We start from the raw sequence: 16329 nt of genomic DNA, 5'->3' as shown, positions 1-16329 counted from the left end.
TATTATGCCTGCGCTACCAGGGCCGGCGGCGCCGCGCACTACGCTGCCGCCATGGCAGAGACCGCTTCTCCCGCGCGGGCGGAAGACGCCGCCCCGGCGGCGGAGGGCGCTTCGGTACGGGACCGGCTGATCGCCGCGGCCGTCCAGGAGTTCGGCGAGCAGGGGTACGACCGGGCCCGGGTCCAGGACATCGCCCGCCGCGCCGGTCTCACCACCGGTGCCATCTACGGCAACTTCCGCAACAAGGCCGAACTGCTCGCCGAGGCGGTCGACAGCGGCCTGGCCGCCGCGTCGCGCATGGTGGACCGGGCCCTGAACGACGGGGTCGGGGCCGCCAGGCTGCTCGAGACGATCGTGACCGTCGCCGCCGATCCCTGCCAGCGGGCCTGGGCCCCCTTGATCAGCGAGGCCCTCGCCGCCGCCAAGCGCGACGCCGAAGTGGCCGCCAAGGTCCACCGCTCCCTGCGCGCGAGCGAGAAGCGGCTGACGGACCTGGCGCTGCTCGCCCAGCGGGAGGGCACCCTCACCAGGGAAGTGGACGCGGCCGTACTGGCCCGGTTGATGCTCTACATCTCCGTCGGCATGGACGTCCTGGCGGCGCTGGACGTCCAGAACCCCGAACCCGCCGCCTGGTCCTCGTCGATGCGCCGCCTCTTCGCCGGGCTGTCGGACGAGGATCCAGGGACGCCGTAGAACGACGGGCGCCGTAGAACCAGGGACACCGTAGAACGACGAAACCCCCGCTCCGTTCCCGGAGCGGGGGTCGTCAGGCAGGTGCCTCAGACCAGGCGGACCTCGTCGGCCTGCTGGCCCTTGGGGCCCTGGACGGCGGTGTACTCGACGCGCTGCTCGTCGCGCAGCGTGCGGTAGCCGTCCATGGTGATCGCCGAGTGGTGGACGAAGATGTCGGCGGTGCCGTCATCGGGGGCGATGAAGCCGAAGCCCTTGTCGTCGCTGAACCACTTCACGGTTCCCTGAACCATTTCCTGAGCCATGTGTGTCTCCTTCGCGGGGACGGATCGTTCGGTGCCGTACGGTCGCACGGTCCGGGCTGCCGGTCGTCCACGCACGAAGAAAAGATCTCCGGATGCGGCGAAACGCCCGCTGTCAGAACTCTGCGGGCGTTTCCACTTCGCAAACCTCAACTACAACCACCGGGTATAGCGCCCCAGGCCCCTCGACTATTCCCGCCCCCTTCCGGACCCCTGGGAGCCTCGGCTACCGGCGCTCGCTGCCGGGGTCCCTGCGCAGCTCTTCCTCGACGGGCGTCCGCTCGGTGTCGCGCATGTGCTCGGCGAGGCCGGACTTGCGGTGATGGGTCCGCTGGTAGTCGCGTTCCGAGGCGCTGCGGCCCGGGTCCGGGTCGGTGGGGACGGACCGCAGCACTTCCTGCAGGTTGTCGTAGTCCCCGAGCGGAAGCGCGGCGAGCGCCCTTTCGGCCTCGGTTCCGGGACCGGCCTGGTGCGCATGCTCGACGATCTGCTGCTTGCTCGCCGGGAAGTCGATGTCGTTCAGCAGATCCGCGATCTGGCCGGTGTCCTTGATCTTCATCGGTACTCCTCCTCCTCGGTGTGCACGATCCGCCGCTGCTCGACCACATCGGCCTCGTCGGCGTTCATCGGAAGGTCGCCGGTGAACTCGGCGTCCGGGGCCGACTCGTCGTCGTCGCCGTTCTGCCGCTGCTCGACCGCGTCCCCTTCCGGCGTCTCGACTCCGACGTCCGGATCCGGAGTCGGGCCGGCCGCGGTGACCTCCCCTGGGGGAGCGGGCTGGCCGCGAGACGGCACATCGCGTTCGCTCACCGGTCTGCCACCTTCCGCTTAGGTGATCTCGTCGGGCGGGAACCGGGCCGCCGTACCTGGGAAGGACCAGGGCAGGGTCGCGGGCCGCATGCGCTGGGCGTGCCCGGTTTCGGACGACCAAAACCCGAGGGCGACTTGGGTGGTAATTGGACGGCCGCCAGGACCGGCCTCGCCGCGGGAACGGCCGTCCCCGGGCTGCTCAACGGCGCCATCCGCGTACCGCGCCGGGAAGGCGTAGACTCCCGGTGAACGAGGGGTTCTCGATGCGGGTAACAAGCCGGCGTCCCCCTGGTATCCGCTACTCGGTCCCCCTCGGGGGCCCAGACAGGTCCGGCGCGCATGACGCCGCAACACCAGTCCACCCGCGCGCGGGTGGCACCACCTCGCGGCGGGGCGGTCACGGCGGCCGGACCATTCCATCCCTCCGCTGGGCCTCGCCCCGGCCGGAACGAGCACCTTCCCGCGGGCTGACCCCCGCGGAGCAGCCGGTCCGGATTCGGTCCGGACCGGCATCTGCAGGCATTTGGATCGGAGATCCAGCATGATCAACACCGTCACACCCCCGATCGGGGCCGGGCTCAGCCGGGAGCGGCTGCCGGGACACGTCCTGATCACCCTCCGCGGTGAACTCGACGTCGCCTCCACCCCTGCCCTGCGGGAACGCCTGCACGCCGCCCTGCAGGACCCGGGGCCGCTGGTCGTCATCGACCTCTCGCAGGTCACCTTCTGCGACGCCTCCGGCCTGGCCCTGCTCGTCGGGGCCCGCCGCAGGACCGAGCCCAAGGGCGTCACGCTCGTGCTCGCCGCGCCCAGCGCGCAGATGACCCGGATGCTGGGCGTCACCGGACTGCACGGCGCGTTCACCATCCGCCGCTCCGTCGCCGCCGCGCGGCTCGCCCGCGCCCATGGCCGATCGGCGGCGGCCTGACCGCGCGGCGCTCCACCGCCACCGGAACGGACCCCAGCCTGGCCGAGAAGAAGCGGGATGACGACATGACGACGGACGATGCCCTGGCGATGGCGTGGGGGTCCGCGGGCAGCCCCCGGGCCCTGGGCGACGGCGACCGGCTCGCCTCGTCGTTCGACCTGATGGCGGCGGTCCTGAACGGGATCGGCCTGCCGGAGGCGCTCACCCTCGTGGCGACCCGCGCCCGCTCCATCGCGTGTACCCCGCTGGCGTTCATCGCGCTGCCCATCGAGGACGGCAACACGCTGCGGGTCGACGTCGCGGTCGGTACCGGCGGCGACCGGATCCTCGGCCTGACCGTCCGCCGCGGCCGCTCGATGATCGGCCGGGCGTTCAGCTCCCGGCGCGCGCTGTCCTCACGGATCGCCGACGACCAGGTGCTCAGCGGCCTGCCGCCGGGACCGATCCTGATGCTGCCGCTGGACACGGGCGAGGCCACCCGCGGCGTGCTCTCGGTCATCGGCCGTCCGGGCGCGTCGCCGTTCAGTACGGCCACCGCTCGCGAGCTGCTGCTGTTCGCCGACATGTCCGCCCGGCTGATCGAGCTGTCGGAGGAGCGCCACTCGGCGGCCCCGACGTCCACCGCGCGCATCCCTGGCCCGGCCCATGGCTCCGTCCACGTCCTGCACCCGCCGACCGCGCAGGCGTGATCCCGGGCCGTTCCTCAGCCTTCCGTCTCCCCGGCTCGGTCCTCCTGGGCGCGGTGCCGTAGCTCAGCCCGCCTGACCTTGGCCGAGGCGGTCAGCGGGAGTTCGTCGACGACCGTCCAGCGCCGGGGCACCTTGAACGGGCTGAGCCGCTCGCGGCAGTACGCGCCGACCGCCCCGGCGTCGAAGGCCGCGCCGGGCCGGAGGACGACGAAGGCCACCACGAGTTCGCCCCATCGGTCATCCGGGACGCCCACCACCGCCGCCCGCGCCACGTCCGGATGGCCGGCGACGGCCTCCTCGACCTCCTCGGGCGCGACGTTCTCGCCACCCGTCTTGATCATGTCCTTGAGCCGTCCCACGATGCGCAGCCGGCCGTGCGCGTCCATCGCGGCCAGATCGCCGGTGTGCAGCCAGCCGTCCGCGTCGATGGCGCGCGCCGTCGCCTCCGGGTCGTCGTGGTAGCCCCGGGTCAGCCGCGATCCGCGCAGCAGCAGCTCTCCGGACACCCCGATCGGGGCGATCTCGCCGCCGGAGTCGACCACGCGGACGTCGGTGCCCTCGATCGGGGTACCGACCGTGGTCCGGCGAACCTCGGCGGTGTCGCTCAGCGGTGCGGTCTGGAGCGCGCAGCCGCACGTCTCGGTCATGCCGAACGTGATGGACAGCGGTGCGCCGAAGCCGTCCTCGACGGCATCGACCATCGACGGGGTCAGGGGCGAGCCGCCGGTGAACACGACCCGCAGCCCGCTCAGGTCGGTGCCGGCGAATTCCGGTCGGTCCATCAGCAGATGCAGCAGCGTCGGAGCGGCCGACAGCAGGGTCGCCCGCCGCACGGCCAGGGCCTCCAGTACGGCGGCGGGCTCGAACCGCAGGACGACATGCTCGGCACGCTGCCACAACGCGCCGAGCACCCCGAGCACGTTGCCCGCCGTGTGGAACAGCGGCATCGGGTTGACCCACACGCCCCCTGACGGCAGGCCGATGCGGCGGGCGAACGCATGGGACGTGTGCACCATGCCGCGATGATGGATGCGCACCCCCTTCGGCCGCCCGCTCGTCCCCGACGTGAACTGGATCTGGGCCGGCGAGTCGGGATCGACCGGCGGGAGGGCAGGCGGCGGCCCGTCCTCCAGCAGCGCCCGCCACTCCCCGTCCAGTCGTACGACCTCGGTGAGCCGCGGCAGCCCCGTCCTGATCCCGTCCACCAGCCCGGCGGACTCCTCGTCCGCGTACAGGCTCACGGCCCCTGCCAGGCCGAGCGCGTGCGCCAGCTCGCCCGGCCGGGCCTTCGGGTTGATCGGAACCAGCACCATGCCGGCCAGCGCCACCCCGAACTGCAGCAGCACCGCTTCGGGCCCGTTGTGCAGGTACGTGGCGATCCGCGAGCCGGTCGGATGGCGCCGCAGCAGCGACGCCGCCACGGCGGACGCGTCGGCCAGCAACCGTGCCGCTGTCCAGCCGGACGCCCCGCCAGGGTCCAGGGTGGTCAGGACGATGTCGTCCGGCCCGAGCCGGGCGGCCCGGCGCAGGACGTCACCGACCACCGCCTCCTGGAGTGGTGCGCCGGCCGGGCCGTACAACTCCGACCGCTGGAGATCGTCCGCCATGGTTTCCCTTCCGCTGGGGTCTTCCAGGGTGGCCTCCACCTCAGGCGCGGGGCCGGTGTCCCGATCGGGCGGGGGATTGGTGGACATGGCGGCAAACGTTAGACATGCTGATGTCGCCCGTCAATAGTTGGTTGAGCATTCTTGTGACCGGCATCACCGCTTACGGATCATGGGATGCTGCCGTGCGGGCACCTGCCGTGTGCGGACAGTGAGAGGAGCGCGGATGACGGCTGGGCGGGATTCGCTCGACGGCGGAGGCAAGGGCCCCCGCCGCTCGCAGCAGCTGCTGCTGAGCTTCCTCGGCTCGCTGGTGCTGGACCGGAGCCTCCCCCCGATCAGCTCCCGAGTCTTCCTGGACGTGCTCGACGACCTCGGGGTGGCCGAGGCCGCCGGCCGGGCCACGCTCGCCCGGATGACCCGGCGCGGCCTGCTCGACCGGGTCCAGGAGGGCCGTACGGCCCGCTTCCGGCTCACCCCGGCCGGCGAGAAGGTGCTCCGCCAGGCCAGGTCGAGGGTCGGTTCGGACGCGCCGTTCAGCCATCCCGAGGGCGAGTGGACGCTGCTGAGCTACTCGATGCCGGAGAGCCGGCGGGACCTGCGGCACCAGATCAGGGCCCGCCTCGCCTGGGCGGGGTTCGGCGGCCTGCGCGACGGCCTGTGGATCGCTCCCGGCCGGGTCGACATCGCCGAAGTGTTCGGCGCGCCGCAGTTCACCCAGGTGGCCGAGCTGGCCCAGGCGTTCGCCGCGACCCCGCTGCCGGGCACGCAGGTGGAGGTACTGCTGCGCAAGGCCTGGGATCTGGACGCCATCCGCGCCCAGCACGAGTCGTTCATCGGCACCTGGGAGGCGGACCGGGACGAGCGCGGGCGAGCACTGGGCCGGCTGACCCTGCTCGGCGCCGACTGGCTCCAGCTGCTGCGCACCGATCCGGGCCTGCCCGTCCAGGAACTGCAGGACGACTGGCCGGCGCCCCGTTCGGCCGCCCTGTACCGCGAGCGGTTCACCACCCTCGAACCCGAGGCCATCGACTGGCTGGAGCGCCTCCTGCGCTCCGACGCCGGCCGCCGCTGAGCCCGGAACGGCGAAGCGGGGCCGAGGCCGGAGCCTCGGCCCCGCGAGCGGGGGGCGCCTTCGTTTCAGTTGAGTCGTGTCAGTTGAGCCGGATCAGTGAAGCCGGATCAGTGGAAGTTGAACGTGGCCGAGTCGACGGTCGCCGTACCCGGGCACAGGAAGCCGCCCGAGGTCTTGGTGGCCGTGTACGGGCCGCCGCTGTAGGTACGGGTCGTTCCCTCGCGGTTGATCGACACGTTGCTGACGCTGTAACCGCAGGTCATGCCGAGCCCCGAGCCGGTGACGGAGATCGACGGGGAGGTGGCGGTGCCGGCCGCGTCGTCGAACGTGACCGTCGGGGAGCTGCTGATGCTGACGGTGACGCCGCCGCTGCAGGACGCGTTGATCGTGGTGTGGTCGACGGTCAGGGTGTTCGGCGGGACGTCGCTGGTGACGGCGTCGGTCCAGGTGCAGGTGGCGCCGATGGCGGTGACGGAGCCGTCGACCAGGCCGGGGGCCGCGTGGGCGGGGGCGGCCATGACGCCGAGGGCGACGACGGCGGTGGCGGTGGCGCCGATCAAGCGGGCGGATCTCATGCGGGGGGTCCTCCTCCTCGAGAGCGCGGCGGTATCTCCGCCGCAGTCCGGCACGGCCACCGGTCGCCTCGCGCGGGGTGCGAGGCGCGGCGGGTGGGAGCCCGGTACCGGCCGGCCGAACGTGAATCTCCCTCATAGTCGCCGGAACGCCGCGCCGATGACCCGTCCGATCAGGACGGGTTTAGTCGGCGCCCGCATCGCCCGCAGCGGCAGGTGTGCCCGCCGTCGGCGGTCCCGGGGTCGAGGGCGTCGCGCAGCTGCCGGCGGCTGCTCACCGCGAGCTTCCGCATGGCGTTGGCCAGGTGGTACTTGACCGTGCGGTCCGAAAGGCACAGGTCAGCGGCGATGTCCCGGTTGGTGTGGCCCGAGGCGGCCAGGTCGGCGATCTCCCGTTCCCGGGGGGTCAGCCGGTTGCCGTACCCGGGCCGTCCCCGGCGGTGCGGTACGGGCAGGCCCGCCGACCGCATCAGCTGCTTCAGCCGGTCGGCGTCCCAGGCCAGGCCGAGGCCGGTGAACGTGCTCCACGCATGGCGCAGCAACTCGGCGTCCGGTGCCTGCCCGGCGGCAACCTGCGAGCGCGCCTGGGCGGCGGACGCATGGGCCGCGAGCCGGGGATCGGGCAGCGCGGCGTACCGGCGGCGCGCGCGGCCGTAGCCGGCCGACGCCCGCCGCGCGTCGCCGTCCCGCTCGTTCATCCGGGCCTCGGCGAAGCTGAGCGCGGCGCGCGCGAGCGGTACGTCCCGTCCCGCCAGGGCACTCCGGTACGGGGGCAGCGCCGCGCTCACCAGATCCAGCGGCGCGAACGGGAGCAGCGGCGCCGCCCAGACCCAGATCTGTTTGCGGGCCACCTCGTCCAGGATCCGGCGGGCGAGTGCGTGCCCGAGGCGCCGCTGCCCCGCCGTCAGCGCCACCCGGTTGAAGTCCGCGGCGGCATGGGCCGCGACGGCGATCTCCCCGATCCCCAGCGCGTCCTCGGCCACGGCCCGCAGCGCGCGGCGCGCGTCGTCCAGCCGCCCCCGGCCGGTACGGATCTGTGCCGGAAGCAGCCGGGCGGCCGGCGGCCCGTACGACTGGGGCTCACCGGCCTGGTCGTTCGCGCCGGTCTCACCCATCGCCCAACGGACCCTCGACGCGGTGGCCCGCAGCCGCGCGTCGTACGCATGCGACCGTACGCCCGAGGCCAGCCGCCGGCCCCGTTCGACCAGTTCCAGGCTGCGCGGGTAATGCCCCAGGTGCAGCGCCGCGTCGGCCAAGTCGAGCAGCCCCCGTACGAGCCGCAGTTCCACGTCCGGCCGCTCACCCCGAACGGGCAACGCGCCCACGGCGGCCCACGCATCGGGGCTGCCGATCGTCAGGAGCAGGTGCGCGGCCGTGGTCAGGACGACCGCCCGCGCCATCGGATCGTCGGTACGGGACAGCGCTTCGCGGGCCTCGGCCAAGGAGGCGAGCTGCGCGGGCAGATCGCGGTCCGGCAGCCGGTTCGGCGTGGCGAGCAGGGCATGCGCGATCGCCTGAAGATCAGGCCGCGAAGCGAGGTCGTCGAGCACGCCGCACAGCTCACCCACGGCGGCGCCGACCGCTTCTCCGCCCGAACCAGGTCCGCTCGAATCCAGCTCCCACCAGGCCCGGAGCAGCAGCAGCTCGGCCCGCTGGACGGGCGAGGCCGTACCGCGGTCAAGCGCCGCCGCCAGCAGCGCGGCGGTCCCCGGACTCCGCCCGTCGCCACCCAGCGCGGCCCGTCCCAGCTTGATCGCCAGCTCGGCCCGCCGCTCCCGCGCGACCGCGCCGGACCGCAGGATCTCGCGCAGGTAGGCATGGGCGGTATCGAAGGAGCCCCCGGCCGCCGCGAGCGCGGCGGCGGCCTCGGCACTGGCCGCCCATCCCCGCAGGTCACCGGCCTTCCGGTGGTGGTCGACCGCCCGTACGACCATGCCCCGGCAGGTCAGTTCCCAGGCGGCGGTGCCGTGCAGCTCGCGCCGCCGGTATCCCGGAATGGACGCGTACACGGCGATCCGGGCCAGCTCGTGCCGGAATCGCACGGTGCCACCGTCATCACGAAGCAGCCCGCAGCGGATCGCGTCCGCAAGCGCGCCACGTGTCTCCCCGGCATCCACCCTGGCGACCCTGGCCACCAATTCCGGCTCGGCCGGCTCGGCCAGCACCGCCGCCGCCTCGAGCACGGCGCTTCCGGTGACCCCGAGCCCACGGGCCCTGTCGACGATCTCCAAGGCGACCGCACGTGGCGCCACCGCCGGAAAGCCGGCCGCGTCCCCTCCGGTCCGGAGGGCCCATTCCCCGTCCACCGGACGGAGCAGCCCGAGATCCCGCAGGAGCCGTGCGTCCTCCCGTACCGCGCGCGGCACACCGCCATTGCGCTCGTAGAGCCGTTCCGCCAGGTCGGTGGGCACGACCGCCGCCTCGTCCAGGCTCGCGGCGGCCAGCAGCCCGGCGCCCGGCACCGACAGCGGCCCGAGAGGGATCCGTACGGCGCACGACCCGTGCTCGGGAGGGTCGGCCGGAGACCCGCGCGTCACCACGACCGACAGCTCCGGCGGCGGCCGCGCGCCGATCATCCGGAGCAGCTCGACCGTGGCATCGTCGGCCCACTGCAGGTCCTCCAGCGCCAGTACGGTGGGGCCGAGCTTGGCCAGCAGCTCGGCGGCGGCACGTACCAGGCGATGCCGGAACAGCCGGGGCTCGACCAGCAGCGGCGGTGCCGGCGGCAGGATCCCGGCGAGATCGGGAAGCACCGTCCGCAGCACTCCGGTCAGTTCGCTGAGCCGCTGTACGGGCGGCCCGCTCGCGGTCGCGAGGGCCTCGATCACCGGCCCCAGCGGGCAGGGCGCCGCCATCGGCACCGCGCACCCGAGCAGCCGCTGCCGCCCGGCGAGCCGCCGGTCGGCCAGCGCCTCGCGCACCAGCCGGGTCTTCCCGACCCCGCACTCCCCCTCGACCACCACGATCGCGGGAGGACGGGCGAGCGCCGCCACCAGCGATGCCAGGTCGCGCTCGCGCTCGACCAACGGCGAATCCCGAGGCGGCATGACGGGGAACCTCCAGCCACTCGCCGGGATTTTCACACGGCGAGATCGCGCTGCCTAGCTCCGTTCTGTGCCGCTGTGACTAACTGCCATCCCCACTCGCCACCGGGAGCGAGAATTGACACACCCGGTTAGCACCACCTGACAACCACCCGGGAACGTTTTCACCCCCACCGCTACACACCTATTCCGTTGACTCGTGGTGGATCAGGCGGTGGCTTCGATCTGGGCGCGGGTGAGGATCGGGTCGGGAGCCGTCGGAGCGGTGGAGGGAGCGATCGGGGTCCTCGTGCCCTTCGCTACGCGGGCGCGGGCCTCGTGGAACTCGCGGATGGGGCCGGTGGCCTCGTACAGGCCGTTGAGGGCCAGCCAGAGTGAGGTGCGGCGAGCCCGCAGGCGGATCGGGTTGGGCGGCTGGTAGAGGGCCAGTTTCTGGGCCCATCTCGGGAGCATGTCGCGGGCCGCCCAGTCCATGAACTCGCTGCCGGGCTCCCATGGCCGGGCCTTGCTGTCGCGCAGGTTGGGTCCGGTGGCGAACGCCTTGATCGGGGTAAGAGCCAGGCGCGGCAGGTACGACTCCAGGCATTCGGCCACTTCCGCCTTCGTCGCGGGCAGGTCGGTCCCGCCCAATGCCTCGCCGACGCGGACGAACTCGCGGTAGTAGCGGTCCAGGTCGGCTCCGCGCAGCGGGCGGCGGTGGTAGCGCTCGTGCGCGGTCGCCAGGCCCCACACGACGGTGGCGTAGTTCCAGCGCAGCCAGTCGGGGTCGTCGGCGTCGTAGGCCAGCCCGTCGGGGCGGGTGCCCTTCACGGTGTGGTGCATGGCGCGGACGGTACGGGCCAGGCGCTCGGCGGTCTCGGTGGAGCCGTACGCGGTGCCGATGAAGAACGAGATGGAGTGGCCGAGGCGAACGGCTCCGCCCTCCATGTCGATGTTGCCGGTGGGGATGCCGTCGACCCGTTCGGCCAGCCGCGAGTGGTCGTAGCCCATCCAGCTGATGCTCGGGTCGAGGCCCTCGATGTACGCGGCGCCGATCAGGCCAACGATGAGGGTCGGCAGGTGCGAGTGCACGTACCAGACCGCGCTGCCGGGGCCGAACCAGCCGGGGTCGCCCTCGGGGCCGGCGAACTCCAGGCCCTTGAAGAACCTGGACCGGATGTCGGCGTCGAAGGACTGCTCGAACCGCTGGGCGACGACGTTGGTCTTCGGTGGCATCCGGACTCCCTGGTTCTGGGTACGACTGTAGCCAGAATAAGTGTCTGGTTACAGTCGTGTCCAGACCTGGCGCCGGTTGCTATCGTGAGCGCCATGGTGAACGCCCGGACGGCCACGTCCACCCGATGGGCCGGGGTCCCGGTGGCCCTGCGGAAGGGCGAGCGGCGCGACATGCTGCTGCACGCCGCGTTCACGCTGTTCGGGGCCGAAGGCGAGGCCGGGCTGACCGTCCGCGCGGTCTGCCGGGAAGCTGAGCTTCACACCCGCTACTTCTACGAGAACTTCGCCGACACCGGTGAGCTGCTGGCCGCCGTCTACGACCAGCAGGCGACCGCGCTCGGCGAGGCCCTCGGCGCCGCCCTGGACGAGGCGGGCCCCGACACCGGAGCCCGGACGCGCGCCGGCATTCGCGGCGTGCTGCGGTTCATCAGCGACGATCCCCGCCGGGGACGCATCCTGTTCGGCGAGGCCCACGGCAACGAGGTCCTGGCCGGGCGGCGCCGGGCGGCGCAGACGGCGCTCCTCGAGGGGCTGCTCATCGAGACGAGCCGTCCCGGGGACGCCGGGGACGGCCCGGCGCTCCCGGTCGTGATCGCCGCGACCATGTTCGTGGGTGCCATGGCCGAGCTGGCGCAGCAGTGGGCCGACGGCCGGCTGGGCGACGACCTCGACGCGGTCGTCGACCATGCCGTCCGGCTCTCCCTGTCCCTGCACGCCACGACCGCCGAACGCCTGGCCCGCTAGGCGTACCCGGTTGTGAGCGGCGCGGCGAAAGGGGACACGGCGCCTTATTCGATCCGACGGTACGGGTCGTTCGGTGCGTAGAAGCCGTTGGTGGGGGTGTGCCCGAGGCGCTGGGATGCCTGGGTGATGGCGGTCTCCACGTCGGCGACGCGGTCGGTGAGGAGGCCTAGAGCGCCGACCGCCCGGCCGATCGGGTCGTCGGCGTCGCCGCCCATGGCGAGCGTACGGGCGTGCGCGGCCTTGATCTCGGCCCAGCGGGCGGCCTGCTCGGGGGTCGTCCGGCCGCGGATCATCGCGAGCTTGAGCAGGTTGGCCTCCGCGCCCGAGGTGAGGGTCTGCGCCTCGCCCGCGTAGTGGTCGTCCAGGACGGCCTCCAGCTCGTCGTCGTTCATCACCGGCAGGATCCGCGCGGCGATCTTGCTCAGGTTCCGGTACGAGCCCTGCAACCGGAACGGCGGCTCCGTACGGGACGCGTCGGCCTGGGCGGCCGAGTCGATGTAGGCGCGGTTGACCGCGAGGACGACGTCGCGGGCGCGGATGAGCTTGCGCAGGACCGAGAGCACCTCGTCCAGCTCCACCTGCGAGTACGGGTGGGAGAGCCGGTCGGGCCGGACCGTCCCGTCGCCGTCCGCGAGCCGTACGAGCAGCTCGATGTCGCCGGTGTCGCGGGTGGACAGCGGCGCGAGGACGGGGTTGGACGTGAGCGCGTTCTCGATGTAGCTGAGCGCGAACAGCTCGTCCCGGCCGGACAGCACGTCGCCGAGGTTCCAGACGTCGGCGCGGTTGGCGAGCATGTCGGGGATCTGGAAGCGGGTCCCCGACTCGGTGTACGGGTTTCCGGCCATGCACACCGCGAACCGCTTGCCGCGCAGGTCGTAGCCCCGGGTCTCGCCGTCCCAGACGCCGTCGATGCGGCGCTGCGCGTCGCAGAGCGGGATGAACTTCTGCAGCAGTTCGGGCGAGGTGTGCTGGATGTCGTCGAGGTAGAGCAGCACGTTGGTGCCGAGTTCGAGTGCCAGGTTGATCTTCTCCACCTCCTGCCGGGCGGTGGCGTTGGGCGCCTCGGCCGGGTCGAGCGACGTGACGCCGTGGCCGAGGGCGGGCCCGTCCACCTTGACCAGTAGCAGGCCGAGCCGGTCGGCGACGTACTCCATCAGCGTCGTCTTGCCGTAGCCGGGCGGGGAGATCAGCAGCAGCATGCCCATCTGGTCGGTACGCCGCGCGTCGCCGGCCGCGCCGAGCTGCTTGGCGAGGTTGTCGCCGATGAGCGGCAGGTACACCTCGTCGATCAGCCGGTTGCGGACGAACGCGCTCAGCACGCCCGGCCGGTGCTCCTCCAGCCGGAGCCGGCCGCGCTCCGTGGAGATCAGCTCGGTGCGGTGCCGCTGGTACGCGCGGTACGCCGGGACGCGTTCCGCATCGAACCGGCGCACGCGCGTGAGCGTCTCGTCCAGCCGGAGCCGCAGGCCGCGCCCGGACAGGCGCGGGTGGGCTCCGAGCAGGCCGTCCACGGTGGTGGTCAGCTCGGCGTCCGACTCGTACCGGGGTACGGAGCCGCAGAGGAGGGTCGCGATCGCCTCGGGCCGGTCCAGCTCCCCGGCACCGTACGAGTCGAGCCAGGCCTCGGCGAGCTGGTGGCGGGCGGGGAGCGCGGTGAGGGCGTCCAGGTCGCGATCGAAGTCGGCCGATGTGTCACCAAGCGCCGTACGGAAGCCGCTCAGCAGCTCCCGGGAAGGTGCACCGCTGACGAAGCCGGACGGGCCCGAGGCCAGTTCCTCGAAGAGGTACTCCCCGGCGAGAGCCGCAGTCGGCAGTCCGGTGGCGTCGCAGAAGCCGGAAATGGCGGCGTCCAGCTCTGCGCACAGCTCGCCGACCGCGTCCGTACGGCCGAACGCGGCGCGCGCGCGGGCGAGGGACGTGGCCCGCGTGGCCCATGCCGTACGGGCGGCCGCGTCGAGGCCGTACGTCCAGTAGAACTGGGCCGCCGCTCGGGCGCCGGACGGGTAGCGCAGCAGGCCCGCGCCCTCGTGCAGGTCGAGCAGGGCCTGGAGCAGCAGCGCCGCGTCGTGATCGTGGACGCCGCGCTCATACCCCTCGTCGAAACGCTCCCCCGCCACCTTCTGGACGAGGGCGAGCAGGCCGTCGCTCCCGGACGGCGGCCGGTCGAGAAGGATGGACGCCGCCAGGTACTCGGCCCGGTAGACCTCGGGCGTCTCCGACACCAGGAGCTGGTCCCAGAAGGGCCGGGTCTCCAGGAACGCCGCGTCCCGTACGGGAGCCCGGTAGTCGGTACCGGTCACGGCGAACGCCATCGCGCCCTCGTGCGGTACGAGGGTCAGCTCGGCAGGCCGGGTGTTGACGGCGAAGCGGTGCGGCCCGAGCCGGATGACCTCGCCGCCGTCGGCGTACAGGTCGAGCCGGTCGCGCAGGGCACGTCCCGCCTCCTGGCGAGCGGCCTTGAGCCGTCCTTCCAGCTCCTCGCCCCGCGCCTGGTCGCCCAGGTCGCGCAGTTCGCCGGCGACCGCGCGCAGCCGGTCCACCATCGGGTCGGTCCCGAAGTAGGTGTTGACGTCGTCGAGCGAGCCGAGCGCGGCGGCGCGGCGCTGGACGCCCGCGAGGATCCGTCCCGCCGACTCGACCAGCCGGTCGGCGCGGCGGGCGCGCTCGTCCAAGAGGGACTGCCGGCGCGCGGAGAACGCCTCGTAGACGTCGGCGCGCTTGGCCTCCAGCCGGGCGAGGAAGTCGTCGAACTCGGCGAACCGCGCTTCCAGGCCCTCCAGCCGGAGCAGCAGCCGCCCGAGCTGGTCGTCGCAGCGCTCGGGTGTACCGGCCATCGCCAGTGCCCCGGCGACGGCTTGGTCGAGCAGCGCGAACTCGGCAGCGAACGCGGCCCGTCCCTCGACGTCCAGCAGCTCGCGGCGGCGCGACTCCAGGACGGCGCGGGCCCGGTTGACGCCGCCGAGCGCCTCGCCGACCCGCGCGAGGATCTCGGTACGGACCGTCGCGTCGGCGATCTCCAGCCCGCCGACGACCTCGGTGACGATCTCCAGGCCCTCGGTCTGCGCGGCCAGCCGCCCGGTCACCGGAACGGCGTCCGCCGCGGTCTCGATCGCCGCCGCGGCCGCCGTCAGCCCGTCGATCTCGGCGTGGTAGCCGGCGAACGCGCCCTCCCCGCGCAGGAAGTCGACCGTACGGTGGCCGGTCGCGTCCTGCTCGTCGGCGAGCGCGGCGGCCAGCTCGTCGATCCGGGCGCCGTCGGCGTACCGCATCCCGCGTACGGTCTCCAGGTGCCCTTGGGCGCGGCGCAGCTCGGCGAGCCGCGCGACCCAGGCGTCCGCCGTGTCGATGTCCTGGCTCTCGGCGAGGCGGATCAGGGAGGTGACCGTCCCGGCGGCCTCCGCGACCGCGTCCGCCGCCTTCCGGGTGAGTTCCTGAACGTTCTCGTACTCGGCCAGTACCTGCTCGGCCGTCGCGCGGACCTCGGTCAGCGGGGCGAGCGGGTCGGCGAGATCGTCCTCGCCGAGCCAGTGGTGGAAGTCGGCCGCCCGGACGCACGCCGCGATCAGCGCCTCGAACACCTCCGCCGACGCCGACATCTCCTCGACCATCCGGGTGACCGACATGCAGTCGGAGATGCCCCGCACGAGGTCGGCGTTGCCGATCCGCTCCAGCGGTCCGCTGCCGGTCGGCTGCGCGGCGGCGTAGGCGTCCGACATGTACGGACTCGCCCACACCTGGAGGGGATGCACCCGGGCGGCCTCGCCGGTGTTCAGGCGCAGCACCACCAGCGTGCCGTCGTCGAACAGCGCGTACCCCTGGCAGGTGATCGGCGTCGCCACCTCCTTGCGGATCACGTTGTAGTGCAGCAGCAGCGACCTGCCGTCGTCGGCCGAACGGAAGACGTAGAGCACGTCCTCGCCGTTCGGCGACCGTACGACCCGCTCGTACTCCAGCCCGGTGACGTCGGTGTCGAACGTCTTGGCCGTACCGGTGTCCAGGTAGTAGCCGCCCGGGAAGATGATCCCCTTGTCGCCGGGCAGCCGTCGGCACGCCTGCGCGATCCCGTCCAGCCGGGTGACGGTCTTGGTGCGCGTGTTGAACACCAGGTGCCGCCAGGCCGTCTCGTTGTACGGGCGGACGCGCAGCAGGATCAGCGCCCCGACGCGGGCGTGGTGCACGTCCGCGTCGGCGAGGCTCTGCAACGGCTCGTCCACAGGCTCGGTGTGGATCGGGGCGCCGCCCTCCTCGACCGCGAGCGTCAGAGTGCCGCCGAGCGTGTCGACGAGCACCTCGCCGCCGATCGAGATGTACGGGTGGGGCCCGGTGACGTGGTCCTCGCGGGTCGCCTCCGTCCACGCGAAGTCGTGCGACGGCGGCCGGACGTGATCGCGCTCGCCCCGGTTGTCGAGGTAGCGGACGCTCCCGTCCGGCCGCGCCTCCCAGCGGAGCACGCGCACGTCGTCCAGGCGCGGCCCGGTCTGGAACACCGCCAGCAGCCGCCCGTCCACCCGCCGGAACCGCAGCAGGCGCGCCTGCCGGTAGTAGCGGTACATCTCCGCGAAGTCGCGCTCGAACCCCGGGTCGCGCAGCAGCTCGGGCAGCGCGCCACCGCCCGCCTCGAACGAGACGCTCTCCCCTTCCCGGGCCAGGCGGTGC

At 73.0% G+C, this 16329-nt stretch carries 13 protein-coding genes; 5 read left to right on the top strand and 8 right to left on the bottom strand.

The window, feature by feature from the left end; translation table 11 throughout:
• Nucleotides 1-51: 51 nt before the first annotated feature.
• Complete coding sequence (locus tag ACH34Q_RS17455; RefSeq protein ID WP_395984015.1) at nucleotides 52-693, top strand: TetR/AcrR family transcriptional regulator; 642 nt, start codon at nucleotides 52-54, stop codon at nucleotides 691-693.
• Between the two features lie 86 nt (nucleotides 694-779).
• On the opposite strand, the gene ACH34Q_RS17450 is transcribed toward ACH34Q_RS17455, so the two are convergent.
• The 3 genes from ACH34Q_RS17450 to ACH34Q_RS17440 form a co-directional block, all read right to left on the bottom strand.
• Complete coding sequence (locus tag ACH34Q_RS17450) at nucleotides 780-983, bottom strand: cold-shock protein (protein WP_395984272.1); 204 nt, start codon at nucleotides 981-983, stop codon at nucleotides 780-782.
• Nucleotides 984-1218: 235 nt separating this feature from the next.
• Nucleotides 1219-1551 carry a DUF2795 domain-containing protein gene (locus tag ACH34Q_RS17445; protein ID WP_395984014.1) on the bottom strand — a complete coding sequence of 111 codons (333 nt, stop codon included), beginning with the start codon at nucleotides 1549-1551 and terminating at the stop codon, nucleotides 1219-1221.
• Entirely contained in the window at nucleotides 1548-1802 is a 255-nt protein-coding gene (locus ACH34Q_RS17440) for a hypothetical protein (protein WP_395984013.1), read from the bottom strand. The genes ACH34Q_RS17445 and ACH34Q_RS17440 overlap by 4 nt, the downstream gene beginning before the upstream one ends.
• A gap of 541 nt (nucleotides 1803-2343) precedes the next feature.
• On the opposite strand from ACH34Q_RS17440, the gene ACH34Q_RS17435 reads away from it, so the two are divergent.
• Both ACH34Q_RS17435 and ACH34Q_RS17430 read left to right on the top strand, forming a co-directional pair.
• Complete coding sequence (locus tag ACH34Q_RS17435) at nucleotides 2344-2730, top strand: STAS domain-containing protein (RefSeq protein WP_395984012.1); 387 nt, start codon at nucleotides 2344-2346, stop codon at nucleotides 2728-2730.
• 65 nt (nucleotides 2731-2795) lie between these two features.
• Nucleotides 2796-3419, top strand: coding sequence for a hypothetical protein (locus tag ACH34Q_RS17430; RefSeq protein ID WP_395984011.1), 624 nt, complete (start codon nucleotides 2796-2798; stop codon nucleotides 3417-3419).
• Nucleotides 3420-3433: 14 nt separating this feature from the next.
• Here ACH34Q_RS17430 and ACH34Q_RS17425 read toward each other — a convergent pair whose 3' ends face one another.
• Nucleotides 3434-5113, bottom strand: a complete 1680-nt coding sequence (locus tag ACH34Q_RS17425) for a class I adenylate-forming enzyme family protein (RefSeq protein ID WP_395984010.1) — start codon at nucleotides 5111-5113, stop codon at nucleotides 3434-3436.
• Between the two features lie 136 nt (nucleotides 5114-5249).
• On the opposite strand from ACH34Q_RS17425, the gene ACH34Q_RS17420 reads away from it, so the two are divergent.
• Nucleotides 5250-6098, top strand: coding sequence for a PaaX family transcriptional regulator C-terminal domain-containing protein (locus tag ACH34Q_RS17420; protein ID WP_395984009.1), 849 nt, complete (start codon nucleotides 5250-5252; stop codon nucleotides 6096-6098).
• Between the two features lie 107 nt (nucleotides 6099-6205).
• Here ACH34Q_RS17420 and ACH34Q_RS17415 read toward each other — a convergent pair whose 3' ends face one another.
• From ACH34Q_RS17415 to ACH34Q_RS17405, 3 genes are all read right to left on the bottom strand, one after another.
• On the bottom strand, nucleotides 6206-6673 hold the full coding sequence (locus tag ACH34Q_RS17415; protein ID WP_395984008.1) for a hypothetical protein: 468 nt from the start codon (nucleotides 6671-6673) through the stop codon (nucleotides 6206-6208).
• 170 nt (nucleotides 6674-6843) lie between these two features.
• Entirely contained in the window at nucleotides 6844-9717 is a 2874-nt protein-coding gene (locus ACH34Q_RS17410; protein WP_395984007.1) for an ATP-binding protein, read from the bottom strand.
• 204 nt (nucleotides 9718-9921) lie between these two features.
• Nucleotides 9922-10929 carry an oxygenase MpaB family protein gene (locus tag ACH34Q_RS17405; protein ID WP_395984006.1) on the bottom strand — a complete coding sequence of 336 codons (1008 nt, stop codon included), beginning with the start codon at nucleotides 10927-10929 and terminating at the stop codon, nucleotides 9922-9924.
• Between the two features lie 93 nt (nucleotides 10930-11022).
• Here ACH34Q_RS17405 and ACH34Q_RS17400 point away from each other — a divergent pair, with 93 nt between their 5' ends.
• Entirely contained in the window at nucleotides 11023-11673 is a 651-nt protein-coding gene (locus tag ACH34Q_RS17400) for a TetR/AcrR family transcriptional regulator (protein WP_395984005.1), read from the top strand.
• A 44-nt stretch (nucleotides 11674-11717) separates the two neighbouring features.
• Here the strand turns inward: ACH34Q_RS17400 and ACH34Q_RS17395 are convergent.
• Nucleotides 11718-16329: DNA repair ATPase (locus ACH34Q_RS17395; protein WP_395984004.1), on the bottom strand; the 4612-nt coding region annotated here is incomplete at its 5' end.

The organism is Actinomadura sp. 9N407 (genome assembly GCF_044326315.1).
GTDB lineage: Bacteria > Actinomycetota > Actinomycetes > Streptosporangiales > Streptosporangiaceae > Spirillospora.
The sequence above is the reverse complement of the archived record's forward strand: the minus strand, read 5'-3'. Positions and strand labels throughout refer to the sequence as shown.